Here is a 24,045-nt window from a genome sequence, read left to right on the forward strand (position 1 = left end):
ATTTTTATTGAGACAAAGAAAAATCTATCGGCAGTTCAACCGTAATCCTGCCATTAGTTAAAATAACATCAGGCGGAGCAGGCAAAGGCTGTGCTCTTTCCAATACCATTTTTGCTTCCCTGTTGAGTGAATTAGTCCCTGAATGCCGGGTCAATTCACTGTCAATCACGCTTCCTAATCGATTAACCGTAAATCTCACCATCGGACGTCCTGTTCGTTTTCTTCTCTGCGCATCTACTGGGTATCTTTTATAGCGATTAAGATGCCCGGTAACTTCTGCCTGCCAGACCGCCGTGGCATCAGCAATAGTATCTGAATTACTGTCATAAGATGCCGCAGTGCGGACGGTCACATTATTTGCTGCGGCGCTACTGGTCGTGGGTGCTACGCTACTGTGTGATTTTTCACTTTCCTGTTCTTTTGCTTTCACTCGCTTCACAGGCTGTGTTTTTTTCGGCGCATCTTGCTCTTTCTGTTTTTTCTTTTGATTATTCACTAAGAGCTGGGCATTCTCATTTACATCCAGTTTCGGCATGTGAATTTCATCAACCTTACTTTCCTTCTGTTTACTGGCAACAGATAACTGTTGTTCAACGCCAACCGGCTGATTCTGTACTTTATTTATTGCTTCTGTTTGCGTTGATAGTTCAACCATAACCGCAGGAGGAGGCAGTAATTCTTCAATATCAACATCTGCGGGTTTGTAGACTAGCCAGCCTACAACCAAAGCGTGAAGTGTAATCGCTGCAAGAAAGGATTTTGTCACGTGGCTTGTGTGAGCATTTTGATACGTGTTGTACGTCAACATCTCTTTAATAGCACATTATGTCAATAATAAATGGATATGAATGATAATCAATTATATATATAAATGAAAACTATTTTTATTTATTAGTTATTCACTTCCTTGTGATAACTACTATTATTTAGTTATTTTTTCACTCTTTTTTGGCGTAAACCAGATAAAATCAGCATATTCATTGTTCAAGACGACTCCTTCTTCGGCAATCATGAATACAACAATTTTTTCATTTGGTGCTATTTCTTTCACATGCTGGGGAACGCCCATCGCTTTTGCCGCGTGATATCCACCCGCAAATAATACAGCCGGTGATGGTGCTTTAACCAATTGTTCAGCCATACGTTGATCACGCATTTGCTGGATCTGAGACATAGCGGAGAGATATTGCTCATCGATCTTTTCACCGTGGGAATTTTTAATCGTTATTTCAATGAGTTTTTTAGCTTCATCAGAGACTAATGATGTTCTATTGCCCGCTTTATGGCTTTTATATGCCTGATCAATTTCACTGCGATCCAGATTTGCAGCTAACAGCGGATAAGGTGCTTTCATCAGCTCCATAACCAAATTTACGTACCACTCCCACGGCCAGCCCTGCTGCCATGCCAATAGTTTTTCAACGCGTTCATTCCTGACAATCGGGTTACCTTGCAGCCAATTTTTGACTTTATTCACTTTTTCTTGCTGATTCGGGTTAATCATTTCGAGTAATACGGAACCGTGGGGGCGTTTTTTATCAAGCTGCTGAACCAGCCATAACTCGATTTGGTGATGGTAGGGGTTGTCGTGTTTCTCACCAACAACAACGCGAGAGTAGCCAGCCAATTGTTCAAGCAACTCATCAGGAGTGATAGCCTTCCCTGTTTTCGCATCAATCACTGCTCCGGATTGCATTAACTCATCAGAGAGAATTTGAAATGACGTTTTAGAGGTACTTTCAGCACTATTGGGAGCTACGGCACAGCCGCTGAGTACACCAGTGCCAAACAGGAGAGAACAGGCTAAAAAAGTTGATTTTATACGGGTAGATGTTTTCATATTTATTCATTATCAAAAGAAAAATTGCCCGCATATTATAGATAATGAGAATTATTTACAAATAAAACTACCCTATTAAGCAGTAACTTAACAAGGTAGCTTACTCGTTGCTCTGTGCCCGATTTCATTGCTGAAGTCAGGACAGTCACACATATTATTTATAGAGGATTGGTTTGTGCTTCAACAGCAGCCAATGCCACCATATTCACGATACGACGCACAGAAGCAATCGGTGTCAGAATATGGACAGGCTTCGATACCCCCATCAAAACTGGCCCAACGGTTACCCCATCCGAGCTAGTAACCCGCAGTAAGTTATAGCTGATACGAGCCGCTTCCATGCTTGGCATGATCAATAAATTCGCAGAGCCTTTCAGAGGACTGTCCGGCATGATGTCACGGCGGATACTTTCCACCAACGCTGCATCCCCGTGCATTTCACCATCAATTTCAAGTGACGGAGCCACTTGCTGAATCAATTCCAATGTCTTACGCATTTTTTGTGCTGAATCACACTCTGAAGAACCGAAACTTGAGCGTGACAATAGAGCCACTTTAGGTTCAATACCGAAACGACGAACTGTTTCAGCTGCCATGAGTGTTATTTCCGCCAATTCTTCCGGGCTTGGGTCTTCATTGACATAAGTATCAGCAATAAAAGTATTCCCCATTGGCAACATCAAGGCATTCATGGCACCCGCAGTATGTACTCCCTGACGGAAACCAAAAACATCTTTCACAACTTGGTAATGCTCACTATAGCTGCCAACAGTGCCACAGATCAGGCCATCTGCTTCACCACGATGTACCATGATGGCCCCGATCAGCGTTGGATTGCCAATCACGGCACGACGCGCCTGTTCTTGAGAAACGCCGCGACGCTTCATCATTTGATAATATTCTTGCCAATATTCTTTGAAACGCGGGTCATTTTCGTTGTTGACTACTTCAAAATCTTTACCGGCCTCAATATGCAGGCCCTGCTTCTTGATCCGCATATCAATAACGCTAGGACGGCCAATCAGGATAGGAAATGCCAACCCAAGAGAAACGAGTTCCTGTGTAGCGTGCAGTACGCGAATATCTTCCCCTTCTGCCAACACAATACGTTTTTTCTCTTTTTTCGCTTGGGAGAAAATGGGTTTCATGAACAAGTTGGTTTTATAGACAAATTCATTGAGTTTCTCAATATACGCCCCGAAATCAGTAATCGGACGTGTTGCAACGCCTGATTCCATTGCAGCCTTCGCCACAGCAGGCGCAATTTTTACAATCAGGCGAGGATCAAACGGTTTAGGAATGATATATTCAGGGCCAAAGAATAGATCTTGATCACCATAAGCGGAAGCCACTTCCTGACTTTGTTCAGCCAGTGCCAAATCTGCAATGGCGCGAACACAGGCAAGCTTCATTTCTTCATTAATGGTCGTCGCACCAACATCCAGTGCTCCACGGAAAATAAATGGAAAACACAGAACATTATTTACCTGATTAGGAAAATCAGAACGACCGGTACAAATAATCGCATCAGGACGCACTGCTTTTGCCAGTGGAGGCAGTATTTCTGGTTCTGGGTTGGCTAATGCCATGATAAGGGGTGCTTTTGCCATGGTCTTCACCATGTCCTGTGTCAGCACGCCCGGCCCTGAACAACCGAGGAAAATATCAGCATCCGGGATCACATCCGTCAATGTACGGCTGCCGTTATCTTCAATAGCATAATCCGCTTTGGTCTTTTCCATATTTTCTTCGCGGCCACGATAGATAACTCCTTTCGAGTCACAGACGACAATATTTTCACGTTTCAGACCTAGTGCCACCAGCAGGTTCATGCAGGCGATCGAAGCTGCTCCGGCACCCGATACAACCATGCGCACATTGCTGATGTCTTTCTCAACGACCCGTAATCCATTTAAAACTGCGGCAGTACAGATAATGGCTGTACCGTGCTGATCATCATGGAATACAGGAATTTTCATGCGCTCACGAAGCTTCTGCTCAATATAGAAACATTCCGGTGCTTTGATATCTTCGAGGTTGATACCGCCAAAAGTCGGTTCCAATGCAGCAATGATATCAATCAATTTATCTGGGTTGGATTCATCCACCTCAATATCAAAAACATCAATGCCCGAGAATTTTTTGAACAGAACGCCCTTACCTTCCATAACAGGTTTACCAGCCAATGCACCGATATTACCCAGCCCCAAGACAGCACTGCCGTTGGAGATCACCGCAACAAGGTTGCCACGGGCAGTATATTTATAGGCCGCCAAAGGATCTTTTGCTATCTCAAGGCAAGGAGCCGCCACTCCCGGAGAATATGCCAGTGCCAGATCACGTTGTGTTGTCAGTGGCTTAGTCGGGGTAATTGTGATTTTTCCTGGCTGTGGAAATTCGTGAAAATCAAGAGCACTTTGTTTTAATTTTTCGTCCATCATCTGATCCTTTACGCGTCTGTCGAAGTAAAAATTTGCCCAGTATAATAGTTACGGAAAGTTAAATCATGATGTTAACAGCATTTTGTTCATAACCACCAAAATAAAAGGGTAAAAAATAAGCAATGAATGATTTGATGTTAACCAATATTATATAGACATTATCCTAACAATACCTAATTAGGGGTATCAATTTATCAATTAATAACCTGATAAATTAATTAAGGAAGTATTTTTAAATTAGCATTTAAAATAAGTTTACAAAAACAAAAATTAATCTATAAAATATTCCTGAAATTTATTTAGAAAATTATTAGCAATTAAGGAAACGCATTTTCTTATGAATGTGAATTTTATTTCATCTATATGGATAAACCTGTTTGCGATATTTCTATTTTTATATCAGGATATATTTTCAGAATATCATTAGCTATGATTCAATATACTCTATAAAAATCACACAGCAATTTAACATAAAGCAGAAACCTGTCTTTTATGTTTTATAAAACATAAAATCTGCATTTCTATATGGGAGAAAGAACATGCATAATCATTCAGTCATGATAGTCGATGATCATCCTATCATTCGTCACGGCCTAAAAGGTTTGATTGAATTAGAACGAGAACTCATTGTAACTGCCGAAACTGACAATGGTGAAGATGCGATTAATATCGCTTGCCAAATAAAGCCTGACATTATTTTGATAGATCTGAATATTCATGGCATTTCTGGAGTTGATACGATTAAATCTCTCCGCCGAAAAGGGCTGAACACCTATATTCTGGTACTCTCTGATTCAGATAATCGCAGTGATATTTATGATGCAGTTGACGCAGGTGCGAATGGTTATTTATTAAAGGATATTGAACTTGTCCCTCTGTTGAGCAACATAAAAAAAGCCATAGATGGTCAGTCTGTGTTCAGTGAAAAAGTCCATCAATATTTATCCACTCGCCATCTCTATATTGATCCGTTATCAAAATTAACCAAACGTGAATTGGATGTCTTAAAAGAAATTTCAGAAGGCATGACAAATAAAGAAATAGCTGACTTCCTTTTTATTTCAGAAGAGACCGTGAAAGTCCACACACGTAACCTATTGAAAAAACTTAAATCCCGCTCCCGTCTAGAAGCCACTATCATCTATCTAAAACATAGAAAAACAGTATTGATCTAACATTGAGTTATTTCTTAACCTTCTCAATTGCAACACAATTTCCCTAAATTCTTCCGATGGGGAAATTGTGAGTTATGAAGAATTACAAATTAATTTACAATAAATTAATTTCAAATATAGTAAATTAATACACTATTTATTTAATTTATTATTTCGAATGGAATTTATTTATCCCTGCTCTACCATTTTTTATGGTTACCCACAGCTTGTGGTTTCATAACATAAGGGTCAGAAGAAAAAACGGGCAAAGCGCGTGCACAGAAACGTGTTATCTGGATAAATTACCAAATTTCACGCATTATGTTGAGTATGTAAAACAAGATCAAGGATCTCACCATGTCAGATACCACTACCCATCAAGCATTCATCCTTTACGGTATCAAAAACTGCGATACCATAAAAAAAGCACGTCACTGGTTAGAAGATCAAGAGATCCCTTATCAATTTCATGACTATCGTGTTGATGGTTTACCTTCTGAATTACTTCAATCATTTATTGAGCAAATAGGCTGGGAATCTCTTTTGAATACCCGAGGTACAACTTGGCGTCAGTTGTCTGATGAACAAAAAACAGCCATCAATAATGCGGAGGCTGCTAAAGTACTCATGTTGGAAAAACCTGCAATAATAAAACGTCCTCTCTTAGTCTCAACCACAGAGGAAACAAGAGCAGCAGAATCAGCAATGGAAAAGTATTTGCTCGGCTTCAAGGCCGAACAATATCAACAATTCTTTCGCATGAATAGATAAGGACTCCATCATGATTTGTCCAGTAATTGATCTTGCTCAACAGTTAATCAATCGTCCTTCCGTTAGCCCCGATGATCAAGGCTGTCAGGAGCTTATCATTCAACGTTTGCAAAATATCGGCTTCACGATAGAACGAATGCCTTTCGGGGATACCCTGAATTTTTGGGCTTATCGTGGAACGGGAATAACGTTTGCCCTTGCTGGACATACCGATGTGGTTCCTGCTGGTGATATTCCACAGTGGCAAACACCTCCTTTTGAACCCGCTATCCGCGACGGAATGCTGTATGGTCGTGGTGCAGCTGACATGAAAGGCTCCTTGGCTGCAATGGTTGTAGCCGCTGAACGTTTTGTAATGGAAAATCCGGATCATCAAGGCCGCCTTGCTTTTTTGATCACGTCAGATGAAGAGGCTAAAGCGGTAAACGGAACGGTCAAAGTTATTGAAACCTTGATGTTACGCCATGAGCGTCTGGATTATTGTTTGGTGGGCGAACCTTCCAGCCAACAGCGTCTTGGCGATATTATCAAAAATGGGCGCCGAGGTTCGTTAACCGCCAGTCTGACTATTTTGGGAACCCAAGGACATGTTGCCTACCCTCAACTGGCAGATAATCCTATCCACCATTCCCTGCCTTTTCTACAAGAGTTGGTCAATACCAAATGGGACAACGGAAATGAATTCTTCCCTGCAACGAGTATGCAAATCGCCAATATTCAAGCGGGAACCGGCAGCAATAATGTGATTCCGGGTAAATTATGGATTCAATTTAATTTCCGTTTTAGCACTGAATTGACAGATACCGAGATCAAGCAGCAGGTTGAAGATATGCTGAAAAAGCATAACCTGAAATATGAACTTGATTGGTGGCTATCAGGCGAACCTTTCCTGACCTGTGAAGGTGTACTTGTTGACGCGACGGTTGAGTCCATCCAGCATTTTTGTGGATATCAGCCAGAGCTATCAACCAGTGGCGGTACATCAGATGGGCGTTTTATTGCCAAGATGGGTGCCCAAATCGTAGAATTAGGGCCAATTAATGCCACAATCCATAAAGTCAATGAGTGCGTCAACGTATCTGATTTACAAAAATTAAGCCTTATTTATCAACGCATCATGGAACAATTAATAAAATGATGACACCTGAAATGTTAACTGGCCTGTCCACAGAGCATCTGGTAACACTTGCAGGTAGCCATCGTTTGCAGTTCAATGCCACCAAAGCATTTCTTGCCATGCAGAAAGATGCCACCAAAGCAGGTTTTAAGTTACAACCCGCCAGCTCGTTTCGTGATTTCACACGCCAGCAAACTATCTGGAATGAGAAATTTCGCGGTCAGCGTCCAGTCCTGGATGATAATAGCCAACCGCTTGATATTTCAAAAATGAGTGAAAGTAAAGTGTGTGAAGCCATTCTCCGCTGGTCTGCCCTGCCAGGAGCAAGCCGCCATCATTGGGGCACCGAACTGGATATATATGATCCATTTTTGCTACCGCAGGGTAAAAAACTGCTGCTGGAACCGTGGGAATATGAAAATGGAGGGTATTTTGAGCCATTGACCGATTGGCTAACAGAAAACATGCCTAATTATGATTTCTATCGTCCATTTACCCGACACGATGCTGGTGTAGCTTATGAACCGTGGCATATCAGTTATTGGCCTACATCTCATAAAGCCGAAAATTTATTCAATGAACAAGTGTTACTAAGTGCTTGGCAAGATCGTGATATTGCCGGCATTGATTGGTTAAAAATCAATCTATCCTATATATTTGAAAGATACATCAGAGTTGTAGATTAGGGTAATGGTCAGCTATACCCAATGGATTTCAAGATGTAGCGCGACGGCAACCCCAGGAGCATAGCTAACTCTGTGACTGGGGTGAGTGAGCGCAGCCAACAAAGCTGTAACTTGAAAGACGACGGGTATAAACACTAAGAGCCTTATGGAGGAGACTCTTAACATTCCGAGGAAAATACCATGCATTGGTTGATAAAAGATTATTGGTGGATTGTTCTGTTGGTTCTGATCGGTATTGTCATTAATGCGGTAAAGGCATTAAGTCGTGTCGATCAAAAACATTTTTTAGATAATAAACCAGAATTACCTCCACATCGGGATCTTAATGCTCAATGGGATGATGAGGACGATTGGCCTCAACAGGATCGTAAGAAATAACCCAATTTTTCCACTGATTGGCAAGTATTTTATCTATGCTTGCCAATGCGTGGGCAACTTCGTCTCGCCAATGTTTCAATAACGCCTTATGTCCACTCAACGATAAATCACGCGCGCACTGTTCAATATCTATCCGCTGCTGAAGATGTTTTCGCAAAGCAGGCAATGCCAGCTTGCTCATCAGCAATAGCCTCTGTAGTGCAAAATAAGAGGCAGACAAGGGGCGGTGAGCAAACGCAAACCCAGATAACTCCTGCCAATCACACGCATTGAGTCGTTCGTCATCATCATACTTAATGGGTAGGGAAAACCCAAGCAACATCCCCAATTTCTGAGCATCGCGGGATAATTGTTGCTGTGCAGATTGAGCAAGCCGATGCCCTTGCTCACTCAACGGCAAGATAGCCATCGCGGAATAACAACCACTGCTTGCTTCCCGATGTGTTCCCATTCTCACCAACTGAAAACCACATTTTTGCCAAAGGGCTAAAAGTTCATCGGTATAGCCAAAACTGACAGAAAGAAAATCCAACCGATGCTTATTGGCTTCCTGACATTGTTGGGTTATCAAATGTTGGGCGATCCCACGGCGACGATACTGTGCTTGCACTGCGATTCGGCTAACTCGCTGTGATTTCAGTGTGGCGGCAAGTGGAAAACCACCATGTGCCGCCAAGGATTGAGCCACCAGATTTCCCCTTGGACGGCGGCGCCCTGCCCATATTTCATGTGCCAATGATGGAGATAAACCACCTTCATCTACCATCCACAGCGCCCCTATCAATTGTTGCTTATCCTCAGGGAAACAAGACATGGCAGCAAGAAATGTCATTCCGTTACCATCCAGCAATCGACGCAAATCGAGGGGGGATGTACGGTAATGTGCACTGGTTAATAATCCATAAAATTGGCGCAATAATGCAGGTTGTTCTGACCACATGGGTTGTTTAATGGGATAAAAATTCAGTGCTTTTTCAAAATTGAAATATTCTGATTGTTCATCAAACCGCAACTTATTATCAAAGAGCTTTTTATCATCGAATAATAGGGCGCTATCCAGCCAAGTTTCCAGTGGATCGTTTTCAGCCCAACGCATTGGTGTCTTCAATTCCCGAATTTGGCATTCAGGTAATTCAGCACAAAGTTTCAACAAAAAGCCACGCCCCGTACCTTCATAGCCCTGAACTGTTGAAGTCAGCAGTACCCGTGGAAAATATTGTATCAATTCAGATAGCAGTGGTGTTGGGATCGCCGCAGCTTCATCAATCAGTAACCAGTCAACGTTATTTTTATTTTCCTTACCATTTTTTTTCAATCGGCAATATTTCAGTAAATTATCTACCGACCAAAATGGCGTTTCTTGCTCTGGAGATCCTTGTTCTGAAAGAACAGAGTAACGTAGGATCACCTCTGTGGTAATTTTTGCAGGCGCACATAACCAGCATTGACCATGCCAATGCCGCACCAACATTCCCGCCAATGCGGATTTTCCACGCCCTCTCGGAGCAGTGATCACCCAAACACCTCGCGAAACCTGTGACAGTTCATCCAAAATAGCTTGCTGACTAACTGTTGGATTCCCGTCAGGCATCTGCCACAACTGAGCCTGAGGCAAAGGCTGCGCTCTGAAAGGAATTTCCTGTCGCCATAATAAGACATTAGGAAATGCGAGGATCTGCTGCTGAATATGGCGAATAAAATAAGGTGTCGGAATAATCCCGCCTGACTCATTCCAGCGCGAGCTATCTTCGTCCGGTTGTTCAGTCCACTGTGACCAAGTGGGTATACGCATAACCAACCAACTCCCTGCTTTCAGGGTACCAGCCAATATTGCCAACGCCTCAGCATTAAGACCATGAGTCGCATCAAAAATACCATGCAAAAATTCACGCCCCAGCAAACTGACAGCTTTTGTCGGTTCAATAGCCTCAGGGGTATAAGATGAAACCGTTAGCCAATCCCCATGAAACTGTTTTTTCAGATGAGTAACAATCGATTCACTCCATTGAGGATCACCACTCAACACAACTAAACGGCGATGACCCTGTTGTTGCATCTGTGCTTGCAACCCTGCCCATTCACTATCCAGCACATTTTCCAACACAATCATGACTTACCAATCAACATTGATAAAATACCGGCAGCAATCAGTGGGCCAACGGGAACTCCCCTAAATAGAGCCACACCCAATATTGTGCCGACCAATAGTCCCGCCACTGTGGACGGTTGATTGGACATTAAAGCTACGCCACGGCTTCCCAGCCATGACACAATTACGCCAACAGCAATAGCGAGCAGGGATTTCCAATTCAGGAAGGAACTAAAAATTTCTTGTGCAGAGATTTTTCCACTTGCAATAGGTGCCATGACTCCTACGGTCAAAACCAGGATGCCTATCGTCAAGCCATACTTTTCCACCCAGGGGAAAAACTGATTTAATGGTGTGATGCGAACCACCAGCAAAAATAGCATAGCGAGAGTGACGGTCATGTTATGACTGATAATACCAAGCCCTGCTAGTACGAGTAAAATAAGTAACGTCGGATCAATATGGCTCATGGATTTTTAATTTCCTACAAAACAAGTCTTACAAGACAAAATTTGATGTCTTCACTGCACCAGTACAGCAGACAACATAGATTCTGACATGGTGAAGAATCATAACTTAAAATTTATGCAGTTAATCAAAAATATTTACATTCATTGGAAGAATGATTATTAATGACTATATTCACAGATAAAACATCCGGTAATAAAAATCATATTCAACAGATTTCCAATGACCGATACGCCATGCCCAATCATTTCAAGCTACAACTCAACAAAAAATCAGCAACCTGAACGATAAAATCACATACCTCGATTGAGTTAAATTGATGAAAATCCAATCAAATGGATTAATCATGTAGCAATTCGTGTTTTTTAATATCCTTGCTTTAAATAGTAACAATGATAAATAATTACAAAACCTGAGCATGATATAATCTTAACTCTTAATCATAGAAGTATCACGGCAGGAATAATTTACTTATAACATCAGTAAAAAATCGAATTAATCGCGCTTTACTGATAAATATCAATACAATGACCAAGGTGAATGCGGAAAGGTTGTAAGAAAATGCCTTGCAAACAGGATGCGTTCGTATAATCAATATGAGAAAACTAATATTCTCCATCATGATCTGTGTTTCATTAACAGCCTGCACTACCCAATGGGTACCCGCAACAGGTAACCCGATTCCTTTTAATGAAGCAACCCAAATATGTAACGACGCCTCATTAAGTCTATTTCCTGTAAAAAATGAGGTTGCACAAAGATCAGTACTCAAAACAGTACGACAATCTTGTGTGAATGGTGTCGAATGCGGAAAAGATGGTTATTACAATCAGAGCGTTCCTGTCACTGAAAGCTACGTTATGGATGTTAATCAGAGTTCCAGAAACCAATATTATAATCATTGTATGAAACAAAAAGGCTGGAAACAAAAAATTAAATACCTTCTCTAATCTTCACCAGACCAGTAAATAACCGCAAGATGCCCTCTTTAACTCAGGGCATCCTTTTATTTTACACAATAAATTTTAAGTAATCGTTTGCGTCATTAATCCAAAATAACACCAATACGGCGTGCAACTTCTTCATACGCTTCAATCAAACCACCAAGGCTCTGGCGGAAACGATCTTTGTCCATTTTGTCCATTGTCTGCTTATCCCATAAGCGACTACCATCCGGTGAGAATTCATCTCCCAATACAACCTGACCTTTGAACAGGCCAAATTCCAATTTGAAATCCACCAAAATCAAACCCGCATCATCAAACAATTTACTCAATACGTCATTGGCTTTGTAGCTGAGGCGTTTCATCTCAGACAGATGCGCTTTGCTAACCCAGCCGAAGGTTTCACAATAAGATTCATTGACCATTGGATCATGTTTAGCATCATCTTTCAGGAACAGATCAAACAAGGGTGGATTAAGCACCATGCCCTCTTCAACGCCCAATCGCTTCACGAGTGAACCCGCAGCACGGTTACGAATAACGCATTCCACTGGCACCATATCGAGTTTTTTAACCAAAGATTCATTATCTGACAATAGCTGTTCCATTTGCGTCGGGATGCCCGCTTCTTCCAGTTTGCTCATGATGAAATGGTTGAATTTATTATTCACCATCCCCTTGCGATCAAACTGTTCAATGCGTTCACCATCCAATGCTGATGTATCATTACGGAATTCCAGTACAAGCAGGTCAGGGTTATCAGTGGCGTACACCGTTTTTGCCTTTCCACGATACAACTCAGCTTTTTTCTGCATTTTATACTCCAGAAATGTGTGACATCTTTAAACGTAAAAAATCAAACAAAAAATTTAACTCAATATATAAAGGGGCCTGAGGCCCCTTTATATATTACTTGTCTGTGGATTTGCTGAATGCGGCCTCCAGCATAGCCACCATTTGATCATTTTCAGACTGAGTCAGCGGTTTACCTTTCTCGCTGATAAATTGCAGGCTGCTTCGGTTATCCAAATCACCTACCTGTAATTTGTAACTACCTTCACTGATAGAGGGTTCTTCTACACCCAAAGCTTTCCAATCTGAAGAGCTGCGCCCTTTGTAAGTCACGGCTATCGCTCCTGTTGAGCGAGTACGATCCGTAACTTGCATTCCTACGCTTTCCAACGCATATGGCAATCTGTTCCAAACTACGTTGTATGGCGCACGAACGATAATTTGTGGCAGTCCTGTGTTATCGCTACCGCTTTGTACAGTTAACGCACCAGAATCTTTTGCATTGCTCTGACCTGCTTCTTCTTGCTGCTGCCTCAAACCACCAGCCAATTCGTTAAGCATCAAGGCATTGTAACGCTGGATTTCTGCCGGATCTGTGATATTTTTTCCACCCTGTTTCAATCCATCATTCGAAACAGACAGCGTTGTTTGGTAATCCTGTTCAGCAACCGAGATGTGATAACGCCCCTGATAAGGAATATTTTCATCCGAACGTTGCCATGTGATCCAATCAGTCGTCAATGTTCTGGCTGCATCATCTTTTTGACTTATCTGATAATTTTTCTTCGCCAAAAGATCATTTACCTGTGACCACAATTTGCTGTATTCCGAGGTATTTTCAAGCAACAATTTACTACTTTGTGCGCTATTCTCAACACGGGAGCCGGTCAATAACGCAAGAGCCTGCAAGGGTGGACGAATATCCAATTCTTTACCCACTGCGCCTGTTGAAGTCGCTGATGGAATATCATATTCACCGTTTTGTAATGGTAAAGTCATTCCCTCAGGGATGCTCAATATTTTCAGGGGAGGTGTTTCAAGATAGGATTCATCTCCGCTTACCTGACGTTTATAGCGCTGATCGCTGGAGCAAGCTGCCAAAAAAACCACCAATGACAGGCCAGCAATCTTCATGACCTTCGATTTTTGCAATAATGTTGCCATTAAAATTCCCTAAATTTTACAGTAGTCCAGTCACTTTCAAGGCATTGCCAACTGGAATTTGCCCTTCTTGCGTCAGCGGAATCATTGGCAGACGCAGTGTGTCATCGGCAATCAATCCCAGTTGACGACAAGCCCACTTGACTGGCGTCGGGCTAGGTTCAACAAATAATTTATGATGCAATTCCATTAATCGGCTGTTCAAGCTACGAGCCTTCAAAAATTCGCCCTGCCCAGCCAATTCACACATCTGTGCCATTTCCGCTGCTGCAACATTCGCCGTCACAGAAATAACCCCTTTGCCGCCAAGCTGCATGAAATCGACAAAAGTTGGATCATCACCACTTAGCAAAATGAAATTTTCATCATTAACCAATTCTTGGATCTGACTAACACGGCTTAAGTTCCCCGTCGCTTCCTTAATTGCAATAATATTTCTCAATTTCGCCAGGCGAGCGACTGTCGGCGGCAGTAAATCACATCCAGTTCGAGATGGCACATTATACAGAATTTGTGGTAAGTCAGTATTTTCAGCTATCGCCTTATAGTGTAGATATAATCCTTCCTGTGAGGGTCTATTATAATAAGGTGTCACTGTCAGGCAACCCACAACGCCCGTATTTTCGAAACGGTTAGTCAGAGAAATAGCTTCAGCCGTGGCATTCGCCCCTGTACCAGCAATCACAGGAATGCGCCCATCGGCCATTTCCAGTGTTGCCAGTACGACATCAACATGTTCATCGTGGCTAAGTGTTGCACATTCGCCTGTTGTTCCAACAGACACAATCGCAGATGTACCATTGGCGATATGATAATCAACCAATTTTTTCAAACTGGCCTTATCAATCTGACCGGCGGAATCCATTGGAGTTATCAATGCAACTATACTGCCTGTAAAACCAGAATGTTCGCTCACCATTGCCATTTCCTCTTAATTAAACCTTAAACCACACATGAGAGGTTCATGGTACTTTCTTGTTATACAGAAGAAAACTCTTTAGACACGCGATTTCGATGAATTTTGTTAATACCAAGTGTAGCCGATTAAACAAAAATTATAATTGTGTTCTCAAGACAAATACGATTGACCTTCTCTTGATCATTTTTTATGTTTAAACAGAACACATACACAGCAAGCACCTAACACAATTAAAGGAAAATCGCTTTGCCAACATCAGAACAACACTTTTTAGTGATCACTGCTCTCGGTACAGATCGGCCCGGCATCGTCAATACCATTACTCGCCTTGTCAGTACATGCGGCTGTAATATTGAAGATAGCCGTTTAGCAATGTTTGGCGAAGAATTTACCTTTATCATGTTGCTATCCGGCAGCTGGAATGCGATTACCCTGATCGAATCTATTTTGCCACAGAAAGGCGCAGAACTTGAGTTACTCATTGTGATGAAACGGACCCGATGTGGTGTTCAGAAAAAATTTCCTTCAACTATTACTGTCAAAGTTGATGTTGATGATTCTCCGAGAATTGTTGAACGTTTTACCAGCCTATTCACAACTCAGAATCTTAATATTGCTGAGCTGGTATCAAAAACTCATCCCGCCGAAAGAAAAAAACCAGCCCGCCTGCAAATTCAAATTACGGGCCATCATCCATTGGATGATAACGGTACAATATTTAAAGAAACCTTTCACCAGCTATGTTCAGAATTAAATGCGCAGGGCAGTATTAACGTACAAAACCATTTAGAATCATAGAAATGAATTTAAAAACAGTCCCTAATTTGAATAGCTCTCAGAATGAAGTAACTTCATAAAGCTGGTGACTGTCTTTATAATATTTCATCCATATGGCTATTTATAGTAGTATTAGCGTACAAAATCATTCAAATCAAAACGATCAAACGGAGAATGCGTGATGAGTCCATTGAAAGCCGGTGATAAGGCACCTCAATTCAGCCTTCCTGATCAAGATGGAAAAACCATCAATTTATCTGATTTCAAAGGTCAGCGGGTTTTAGTTTATTTTTACCCTAAAGCAATGACACCAGGCTGTACCGTTCAGGCGTGCGGTTTGCGTGATACGATGAATGAACTGAAGAGTCTCAATGTTGAAGTGCTGGGCATAAGTATAGATGCATCTGAAAGGCTATCCCGCTTTGCAGAAAAAGAGCGGCTGAATTTCACATTACTTTCTGACGTTGAACATAAAGTTGCAGAACAATTTGGCGTTTGGGGAAAGAAACAGTTTATGGGGAAAACTTATGACGGAATTCACCGCATCAGTTTCTTGATTAATCCACAAGGCGATATTGAACACACTTTTGATAAATTCAAAACCAATGCCCATCACCAAGTTGTACTCGACTACCTGAAACAACACTCATCGTAAACCAGTAATAATCAAATGACATAATTCACTCCCGCAGTCCAATGTCACTGAGGGAGTGAAATTCAATTCCGCCTGAGACGTTCTAGAAAAGCTAATATTATCGCTGTAATGGCATGAAGCAACAACATGCGTTCTCAATACCCAGCTGCAATATTGTCATCGACTATTATAATTTTTCCCCTTCGACTTTTTCTTCCGGCCAGACATGAATAACAGCTTTGATTAACGTAGCCAGAGGAATAGCAAAGAAGACTCCCCAAAACCCCCATAATCCACCAAAAATAATGACAGAAAGAATGATAACAAGCGGATGAAGGTTGACTGCTTCTGAAAATAGAATTGGCACAAGGAGATTGCCATCTAATCCTTGCACAACCAAATATGCAATGAACAATGTCCAGAAATCAGTTCCAAGCCCCCACTGAAACAACGCGACGATAATGACGGGAATAGTGACGATAACCGTACCAATATAAGGAATTAACACTGATAAACCGACCAAAACTGCAAGCAGAAGAGAATAATTCAGTCCAAAAAAGGCAAATACTGCATATGTACAGATAGTTAGAATAATCATTTCTGTTACTTTGCCACGAATATAATTCGTAATCTGCTGATTCATTTCGTTCCATAATTTTCCTGCCAAACCGTAGTTACGTGGCAATACCCGCTGTAATGCCGCTACCATTTGTTTTTTATCTTTTAACAAGAAAAATACCATTAAAGGTACAAGGATCAGATAAATCGCAAGCGTCAATAAACCAATCAAAGATGCGACTGAAAACTTAAAAACAGATTCACCCGCGAGAGAAATTTTGCTGCGCAGATTATCAGCTATCATGTCGATAATTCCCGCATCAACCAGCTCGGGATAACGGGCTGGCAAAGTATGAGCATAATCATTAAATCGATTGAGCATATTAGGCAAATCAGAAAATAAGTTTAATCCCTGTTGCCAAACAGTTGGAGCAACAATCAGGATGACCAATGCACTAATTCCCATAAATATTGTTAATACAATAGAAACAGAAAGCGCACGACTACAACCTAATTTCGCTAATTTAACAGTTGGCCATTCCAGCAAATAGGCCAGAACAATAGCAGCAAGAACTGGTGCCAGAATTCCATTGAAAAAATAGATTATCCCAAATCCAACCAATAAAATAATTGATAATGCAATAACTTGTGGATCAGTAAAACGGCGATAATACCATTGCATGATCATACCCAGCATAAACACAACTCCTTGAAAACTGCATTCAATGACTATTTTTTATCAAAAATTGTTAAGGTTAACGGTTTTTACGTTACCCTTTGCTATCATACACGTATTCATGAAATTCATAGCTAATTAGAGCGCTTTGTTTTACGAGGATCATTTTATGAGAATCGCCTTATGAAAAAAAACACGCTGCAAAAAACTCTGATAGCCGTATTCATCAGCCTGTCACTATTGGGAAATACTTCGGTTTTCTCCGCACCAACTGAAGATTCACTGCCCGATATCGGTACCACGGCTGGGGCAATCCTCAGTATCAACCAAGAAATGGTAATGGGTGATTTGTATATACGTTCGATACGTGCTCAGGCACCACTGATTTATGATCCTTTATTGACTCAATATATTAACAAACTGGGCCAAAAATTAGTCAGCCACGCCGATTCAGTAAAAACCCCTTTCCACTTCTATCTGATCAACAATCCTAATATTAACGCTTACGCTTTTTTCGGCGGTAATGTAGTACTCCACTCAGCACTACTCCGCTATAGCCGCAATGAGAGTGAACTAGCGTCTGTCATGGCCCATGAAATTTCTCATGTGACGCAACGGCATTTAGCGCGTTTAATGGAAGAGCAGCAGCGCAAAAGTCCCTTTGCCTGGGCCGGAACTCTTGGCTCTATCCTGCTTATGATGGCCAATCCACAGGCAGGGATAGCGGCACTCAGCGGCACACTTGCAGGTTTCCAGCAAGGTATGATCAGTTTTACTCAATCAAATGAGCAAGAAGCCGACCGTATTGGAATGCGAACCCTCAGCCAGGCAGGATTTAATCCGAATGGTATGCCTGACTTTATGCAAATTCTGGCAGATCAATCCCGCTACAGCTCAAAGCTACCTGAGATACTATATACTCACCCATTACCTGACAGCCGTTTAGCTGACGCCCGTAACCGTGCAAATCAATATCCAACCAAGGCTGTCCCTGAGTCCCAGGATTTTCTGTTCGCCCGCGTCCGCATTCTGACAATGTATTCAACAGAACAGCGCCCCTATATTGAGCAATTATTCAATAAATATAGCCAAGGCACTGCCAAAGAACAGATTGCTGCTGCCTATGGACGAGCTATTTTGCTTTCCCAAGATAAAAAATTTAATGAGGCCGGAACTGTATTATCACCATTATTGAATAAACAGCCGAATAATACTTGGTTTATTGATACCATGACAGATATCGATCTCGAAAAAAAGCAATATACTAGCGCGATTAATCGCTTGCAGGATGCCCTCAAGAAACAAAAAAATAATCCGGTGCTGCAAATCAATCTTGCAAATGCTTACCTTCAGGCCAAACAGTACCCGCAGGCATCACAACTCCTGTTTCGTTATACGTTCAATAATCCCAATGATTTCAATGGTTGGTCATTATTGATTGACATTGCCAAAAAACAAGGTAAACAGGCTGAAAAATTGGCTGCCTATGCTGAAACCATGGCATTGCAAGGTAAATTTGACATGGCCATTGAATACCTCGGTAAGGCAAGCGCGTTAGCAAAATTGGGGAGTTATGATCAAGAACGGTATGATGCCCGTATTGATCAATTACGCCAACTACAAGAAAGTTATAGCCAATATAAGAAATGAGGTTTTTTACATGCAACAAGTTATTTTTTACCACAATCCCCGCTGCTCAAAGAGCCGTGAGACACTCAAACTAGTTGAAGATCTCGGCATTGTACCTGAAATCATTCACTATCTTGATACTCCACCAACAGTAGAACAGCTTGCTTTACTTTTGAAACAACTCGGTTTCAAAGATGTCCGGCAATTGATGAGAACCAAAGAAGATCTCTACAAGGAATTAAACCTTGGCGATAAAACGCTATCTCAAGAAGAGTTACTCAAGGCAATGGCTGAGAATCCAAAACTAATAGAACGTCCGATTGTTGTTGCAGGTGATAAAGCGCGTTTAGGCCGCCCGCCAGAGCAAGTTAAAGAAATTTTGGGTTGATCTTTTTTGATAAAAATTCATTTTTCTATAAAAACTAAACAAAAAAGTGATAGGGTATATCCTCTATCACTTTTTTATCCGACTCCGTTTTTATGTTTAACTTATTTAAGTCAAAGCTCAAGGATATCTTTCACAAACGGGATAGTCAGTTTGCGTTGCGCTACGATAGATGCACGATCAAGCTCATCCAACGTTTTAAACAGCGTTTGCATTTCCCTATCAAGCCGTTTCAACACAAAACGCCCGACATCTTCAGGTAATTCAAAACCCCGTAATTTTGCCCGCAACTGCAATGCCTGCATTTTTTCATCATCAGACAAAGGCTGTAATTTATAAATCTGTCCCCAATCCAGACGGGATGCCAGATCTGGTAACGTTAGGTTAATCTGCCGTGGAGGGCGATCACCAGTAATCAACAGACAAGTTTGCCCAATTTCGACGATGCGGTTATACAGATTGAAAATAGCCATCTCCCATTCCTGATCACCAGCAATACATTCAATATTATCAATGCATACCAATGATAAATGTTCCATACCATCAAGGACTTCGGGAACAAAATAGGCACGTTTATCCAGCGGTACATATCCCACAGCTTCTTCCTGCTGGGACAATTCAGTACAGGCTGCGTGAAGCAAATGACTCTTGCCCCCGCCATCACGGGACCAAAAATAGATATAACTGCCATGTGACTGACTAATGGCCAATTTTATTGCAGCTAATAAGGAAATATTCTCACCTGCAAAGAAACTGGCAAAAGTTTCATCATCGGGCAAATATAATGGTAACGAAAGCTGCGACGGTGTATTCAGAAGCACCTCAAACAGAATGGATAACGAACAGAGCTAAGTCTACCACAAAAAGTCTCTATAAATGAAACGAATGCTTTACTTAAAATGAGAGGTTATTGCCGATGCCCATCCTCCCATCAAGTGGATAAATTACGACCATTCAAATAAAACAAATTTACTTTTAAATTAGTCATTCTTTATGCGTATCTTATTCTCTGTCTGGGATCTATTTTTTACTAAAAAATGAACTCAAGTCACAGTATTTTACCAAACGATAGGATAGCTTCAATTACAGAATTAAAAATCACAAAAAACCCGAATATCACATTTTAATTCCAGAAATAAAAATCCTTATTGACTCATAAAAATAAAAAAAATTAATATATTTAATGAAATTAACTCCGAAAAAGTCTTCATATAAAATATCAAATTAAGAAATTAATGTTAAATTAGAATATTATTTAATTAGAAGTAAAATATGTTACTTGAATATATTTTATATAAGAATTTAAAAACATATTTTTATCAGCAGGATAAGCTAATAAGCGTTTTTTATTTCGGATAGTTATTAGTCTGGAAAAACCATGATGATATGTGGTAGAGAAAATAACATAATCACTATATCTTCTGTATTTTCAACTAGTTAATTGGAGACCATGATGATAACAATGCAAAACATACTAGAAGAAGTAATGAAAAAGACACAATATGCTTTTATGCATAGCGCAACAAAAGATCTTGACAGAATAAATGGAGATGAACCGAACATAACGCCTCAACTCTGGAATCATATGAATAAAAAATCAATAACACTTGGCAAAATACGTACTAATGATTATCCTCATGTATGGAAAACCAGAATGAGGGAATGGTATGATAATAATATTTTCGTAGTATCTGATGAGATTAGAAATTATAGCGAAATTACAATAGATAGATACAATAAAATTTTTTCCCCCTTGAGAGATAAAATATATAACATAATTAACCCAGACGTAAGATTTAATATATCATCAGCTGTTTTTATCAATCACAAAGGAAACATTGAAACAATATCAGATAATGAGCTAGTTACTTATAACATCGGTGAGATTAGCAAAGAAGATCTGATTGCTACAGGTTTTCATAATATAACAAAAATAAATATTGACGATATAAAAAAACAATAAATATTATTATCCTGCTGTACATAATAATCTTTCAGATATAACCCTCGAAAAATTAATAGAAAAAGCACGCATACGTAGAGGGTTAGTTAAAATTAATATAACCTGTAATAGAATAAAAGACCAATTAAAAACATTTAATTTAAAAATAAAACTTAAACTTGAAATATAAAGAATATATATTATCTATTACTATGACTACCGTTATAATTCTGGAGTACACTATGACAATTGAAGATATTCTTAAACATGTAATCAAACGAGCAAAAAATGCATTCTTAGCCGGTTCATCAACCCATTTTCCTTTCCACACAAAAGATATTGATATGATTGGAAGAAGTAACAAACAGAACCCTAATATGATAAAATTAAAACATGATTATGATATAATTGATGATAGTATTGAAGATATGCGTTATAGACTTGGTAATAAAGGAATCAGCTATTGTCACTCCTATTACACCGTTAATAAATTCAAAAAAAATCTTGCCGGAAATTGTCAAGAGCTTAGTTATCATGCTTTCCATGAATTAATAAAATTTCATTCACTTGAAATTTTTCATTTTTACAGAAAAATAGATAAACATCCAATTTATATTGCCCTATGTGGGCCTCCTGAACCCTATGATCATGGTTTTATTGTTCTATATCATCCTCTAAATCAGATGCCTTATCCTATTCGTGAATTACGAAAACTTCAACCAGATTCTTGGATATGTGATCCTTGGGCTGATATTGTCTGCAAAGGCTCACAATATCCTGAAGAATGGAATAAAAAAATGAGAATTTGGGATGATAATAATCACTGTGTGATTTCAAGAGACAGTCAAGGTTATGTAAATAGCAAGAAAAATATATACAAAAATTTTTTCTCTCCTTTAAGAGAACAAATAAATAATGCTATCCCCATACTTCTTAAGTCTGATTCAATAATACAAATTTATCAAGTAGCATTTATTGATAGTACAGGTAACCTTCTTCAGATAACACATGAAAACCAAGCGATTGATTACAATATATCTGAGATGAATAATATGAATTATATGGAACTCTCTGACTATTACAATGAAAAAAAGTAGCTTTCCAATTCCATTAACATATCTGATGTAATTACCGAAAAACCAATAGAAAAAGCACGTATAAATTTAGAAAATAAACCTAAGTAGCCTCAGGGGGAAATATTAATTAACTTATTATTATATAAAAAATATGAGAAAGAGTTCTGCAATGAATTCTTTCTCATAAAGAAGATAATGTAAATTATTTTACACTTTCATTCGCTTTTTTATCAATACTGAACGATTCTATGGACGAAGTGACATAAGATTCATCCGGACGAATAATGTGAATTAACTTGAAAATCAAACTCAGACCGATACCTACGACAGTTGCCAGCGCCATACCCTTCAATTCCGCTGCACCAATCTGGATTTTCGCACCACTGACACCAATAATCAAAATAACAGAAGTCAGGATCAAGTTTTGAGCTTTGCTGTAATCTACTTTTGAATCAATCAAAACTCGAATGCCTGATGCACCGATTACACCATACAGTAACAGAGAAACGCCTCCCATGACTGGGACTGGAATTAACTGAATCGCTGCTGCCAATTTTCCGACACAAGAAAGCAATATCGCAATGATCGCTGCGCCTCCAATTACCCATGTGCTATACACACGGGTAAGAGCCATAACACCGATATTCTCACCGTAAGTTGTGTTAGGTGTTGAACCAAAGAATCCCGAAAACATTGTTGAGAAGCCATTTGCAAACATTGAACGATGTAGACCGGGATTTTTCAGCAAATCCTTCTGCACAATATTGGCGGTAACCACCAAGTGACCCACATGTTCCGCAATCACCACCAGCGCCGCAGGTAAGATAGTCATGATGGCAAACCATTCAAAACGTGGTGTATAGAAAGTTGGCAGAGTAAACCACGGGGCTTCTTGTACTGGTGTAAAATCAACAATGCCCATAAAAAATGACAATGCATAACCGACCAGCACACCAATCAGAATCGGGATAATCGCCATAAAACCACGGAATACCACCGAACCCAAAATCGTCACAGCTAATGTCACCATGGAGATCGTCAGATTGGTCATATTAACAGCTGTATTTGCTGCGGGGCGTAAACCTGCCATATCGGCAGCAACGCCAGCCAACTCAAGACCAATTACTGCAACAATGGCACCCATCGCCGCAGGTGGGAATATCACGTTAATCCATCCCCTTCCTGCGACTTTGATAATCAGGGCAACCAGACAAAACAGAAAACCGCAGACAATAAATCCACCCAATGCTAATTCATATCCCAAAGGCAATAACAACAACACCGGAGAAATAAATGCAAAACTAGAACCCAAATAAGCGGGAATTTTCCCTTTGCAAATCACCAGATACAATAAGGTTCCAATACCATTGAATAATAAAACCGTGGCGGGATTAACGTTAAATAAAATGGGAACCAAAACAGTTGCACCAAACATGGCGAATAGATGTTGTAAACTTAATGGAATAGTCTGCACCAAAGATGGCCTTTCATCTACTCCAATGGTCCGGCGGGTCATTATTAAAATCCTCTTAATTCCCTTTTATATTTCAGACTTCATCTTTGTTGGCTGCTATCTGAAATTTATTGGGTATATATCATTTTACTGGA

At 40.3% G+C, this 24,045-nt stretch carries 22 protein-coding genes; 11 read left to right on the plus strand and 11 right to left on the minus strand.

Translation table 11 applies throughout. The features are described 5' to 3' along the window. Positions 1–4 precede the first annotated feature (4 nt). The 3 genes from tolA to maeB form a co-directional block, all read right to left on the minus strand. Entirely contained in the window at positions 5–766 is a 762-nt protein-coding gene (tolA, locus tag AC5JQI_RS11200; protein WP_493912219.1) for a cell envelope integrity protein TolA, read from the minus strand. Between the two features lie 156 nt (positions 767–922). Then, entirely contained in the window at positions 923–1,840 is a 918-nt protein-coding gene (locus tag AC5JQI_RS11205) for a ChaN family lipoprotein (protein ID WP_493912220.1), read from the minus strand. A gap of 158 nt (positions 1,841–1,998) precedes the next feature. Continuing rightward, on the minus strand, positions 1,999–4,278 hold the full coding sequence (gene maeB / locus AC5JQI_RS11210) for an NADP-dependent oxaloacetate-decarboxylating malate dehydrogenase (protein WP_493914665.1): 2,280 nt from the start codon (positions 4,276–4,278) through the stop codon (positions 1,999–2,001). Positions 4,279–4,820: 542 nt separating this feature from the next. Here maeB and AC5JQI_RS11215 point away from each other — a divergent pair. The 5 genes from AC5JQI_RS11215 (at position 4,821) to AC5JQI_RS11235 (ending at position 8,387) form a co-directional block, all read left to right on the plus strand. Then, complete coding sequence (locus tag AC5JQI_RS11215; protein WP_237385110.1) at positions 4,821–5,456, plus strand: response regulator; 636 nt, start codon at positions 4,821–4,823, stop codon at positions 5,454–5,456. A 336-nt stretch (positions 5,457–5,792) separates the two neighbouring features. Beyond that, complete coding sequence (locus tag AC5JQI_RS11220; protein WP_493912221.1) at positions 5,793–6,206, plus strand: ArsC family reductase; 414 nt, start codon at positions 5,793–5,795, stop codon at positions 6,204–6,206. 10 nt (positions 6,207–6,216) lie between these two features. Further along, positions 6,217–7,344, plus strand: coding sequence for a succinyl-diaminopimelate desuccinylase (gene dapE, locus AC5JQI_RS11225; RefSeq protein WP_493912222.1), 1,128 nt, complete (start codon positions 6,217–6,219; stop codon positions 7,342–7,344). Further along, entirely contained in the window at positions 7,341–8,009 is a 669-nt protein-coding gene (locus AC5JQI_RS11230) for a M15 family metallopeptidase (RefSeq protein WP_237385113.1), read from the plus strand. The genes dapE and AC5JQI_RS11230 overlap by 4 nt, the downstream gene beginning before the upstream one ends. A 180-nt stretch (positions 8,010–8,189) precedes the next feature. After that, positions 8,190–8,387, plus strand: a complete 198-nt coding sequence (locus tag AC5JQI_RS11235; protein ID WP_237385114.1) for a YpfN family protein — start codon at positions 8,190–8,192, stop codon at positions 8,385–8,387. On the opposite strand, the gene AC5JQI_RS11240 is transcribed toward AC5JQI_RS11235, so the two are convergent. The 5 genes from AC5JQI_RS11240 to dapA all read right to left on the minus strand — a co-directional run bounded on the left by AC5JQI_RS11240 (position 8,332) and on the right by dapA (position 14,760). After that, the gene (locus AC5JQI_RS11240) at positions 8,332–10,497 is read right to left on the minus strand and encodes a tRNA(Met) cytidine acetyltransferase TmcA (RefSeq protein ID WP_493912223.1); all 2,166 of its coding nucleotides are present in this window, start codon (positions 10,495–10,497) and stop codon (positions 8,332–8,334) included. The two genes, AC5JQI_RS11235 and AC5JQI_RS11240, sit on opposite strands and share 56 nt — an antisense overlap. After that, positions 10,494–10,946, minus strand: coding sequence for a DUF441 domain-containing protein (locus tag AC5JQI_RS11245; RefSeq protein WP_237385116.1), 453 nt, complete (start codon positions 10,944–10,946; stop codon positions 10,494–10,496). The genes AC5JQI_RS11240 and AC5JQI_RS11245 overlap by 4 nt, the downstream gene beginning before the upstream one ends. Before the next feature lie 1,043 nt (positions 10,947–11,989). Continuing rightward, complete coding sequence (gene purC, locus AC5JQI_RS11250) at positions 11,990–12,703, minus strand: phosphoribosylaminoimidazolesuccinocarboxamide synthase (RefSeq protein WP_493912224.1); 714 nt, start codon at positions 12,701–12,703, stop codon at positions 11,990–11,992. 94 nt (positions 12,704–12,797) lie between these two features. Continuing rightward, positions 12,798–13,844 carry an outer membrane protein assembly factor BamC gene (bamC, locus tag AC5JQI_RS11255; RefSeq protein ID WP_493912225.1) on the minus strand — a complete coding sequence of 349 codons (1,047 nt, stop codon included), beginning with the start codon at positions 13,842–13,844 and terminating at the stop codon, positions 12,798–12,800. Positions 13,845–13,860: 16 nt separating this feature from the next. Continuing rightward, positions 13,861–14,760: a 4-hydroxy-tetrahydrodipicolinate synthase gene (dapA, locus tag AC5JQI_RS11260; protein ID WP_237385119.1), complete on the minus strand. Its 900-nt coding sequence runs from the start codon at positions 14,758–14,760 to the stop codon at positions 13,861–13,863. A gap of 246 nt (positions 14,761–15,006) precedes the next feature. Here dapA and AC5JQI_RS11265 point away from each other — a divergent pair, with 246 nt between their 5' ends. Together AC5JQI_RS11265 and bcp are read left to right on the plus strand one after the other, a co-directional pair. Beyond that, positions 15,007–15,558 (plus strand): glycine cleavage system transcriptional repressor, encoded by a 552-nt coding sequence (locus AC5JQI_RS11265; RefSeq protein ID WP_237385120.1) that lies wholly within the window; start codon positions 15,007–15,009, stop codon positions 15,556–15,558. A 160-nt stretch (positions 15,559–15,718) separates the two neighbouring features. Further along, complete coding sequence (gene bcp / locus AC5JQI_RS11270) at positions 15,719–16,192, plus strand: thioredoxin-dependent thiol peroxidase (protein ID WP_237385121.1); 474 nt, start codon at positions 15,719–15,721, stop codon at positions 16,190–16,192. 166 nt (positions 16,193–16,358) lie between these two features. Here the strand turns inward: bcp and AC5JQI_RS11275 are convergent, their stop codons facing one another. Next, a complete protein-coding gene (locus tag AC5JQI_RS11275) occupies positions 16,359–17,426 on the minus strand; it encodes an AI-2E family transporter (RefSeq protein WP_493912226.1) in 1,068 nt (355 codons plus the stop codon). 162 nt (positions 17,427–17,588) lie between these two features. On the opposite strand from AC5JQI_RS11275, the gene bepA reads away from it, so the two are divergent. Both bepA and arsC read left to right on the plus strand, forming a co-directional pair. Beyond that, positions 17,589–19,055, plus strand: a complete 1,467-nt coding sequence (bepA, locus tag AC5JQI_RS11280; RefSeq protein ID WP_493912227.1) for a beta-barrel assembly-enhancing protease — start codon at positions 17,589–17,591, stop codon at positions 19,053–19,055. Positions 19,056–19,065: 10 nt separating this feature from the next. Further along, entirely contained in the window at positions 19,066–19,422 is a 357-nt protein-coding gene (gene arsC, locus AC5JQI_RS11285; protein WP_493912228.1) for an arsenate reductase (glutaredoxin), read from the plus strand. Between the two features lie 110 nt (positions 19,423–19,532). Here the strand turns inward: arsC and hda are convergent, their stop codons facing one another. After that, positions 19,533–20,240, minus strand: a complete 708-nt coding sequence (gene hda / locus AC5JQI_RS11290; RefSeq protein WP_237385124.1) for a DnaA inactivator Hda — start codon at positions 20,238–20,240, stop codon at positions 19,533–19,535. 665 nt (positions 20,241–20,905) lie between these two features. On the opposite strand from hda, the gene AC5JQI_RS11295 reads away from it, so the two are divergent. Together AC5JQI_RS11295 and AC5JQI_RS11300 are read left to right on the plus strand one after the other, a co-directional pair. Further along, positions 20,906–21,382 (plus strand): hypothetical protein, encoded by a 477-nt coding sequence (locus AC5JQI_RS11295; protein WP_493912229.1) that lies wholly within the window; start codon positions 20,906–20,908, stop codon positions 21,380–21,382. Positions 21,383–21,603: 221 nt separating this feature from the next. Beyond that, positions 21,604–22,458 (plus strand): hypothetical protein, encoded by an 855-nt coding sequence (locus tag AC5JQI_RS11300; RefSeq protein WP_493912230.1) that lies wholly within the window; start codon positions 21,604–21,606, stop codon positions 22,456–22,458. A gap of 181 nt (positions 22,459–22,639) precedes the next feature. Here AC5JQI_RS11300 and uraA read toward each other — a convergent pair whose 3' ends face one another. Next, the gene (gene uraA, locus AC5JQI_RS11305) at positions 22,640–23,953 is read right to left on the minus strand and encodes a uracil permease (protein WP_493912231.1); all 1,314 of its coding nucleotides are present in this window, start codon (positions 23,951–23,953) and stop codon (positions 22,640–22,642) included. Positions 23,954–24,045 lie beyond the last annotated feature (92 nt).

It is taken from the genome of Xenorhabdus sp. XBWT (assembly GCF_059072735.1).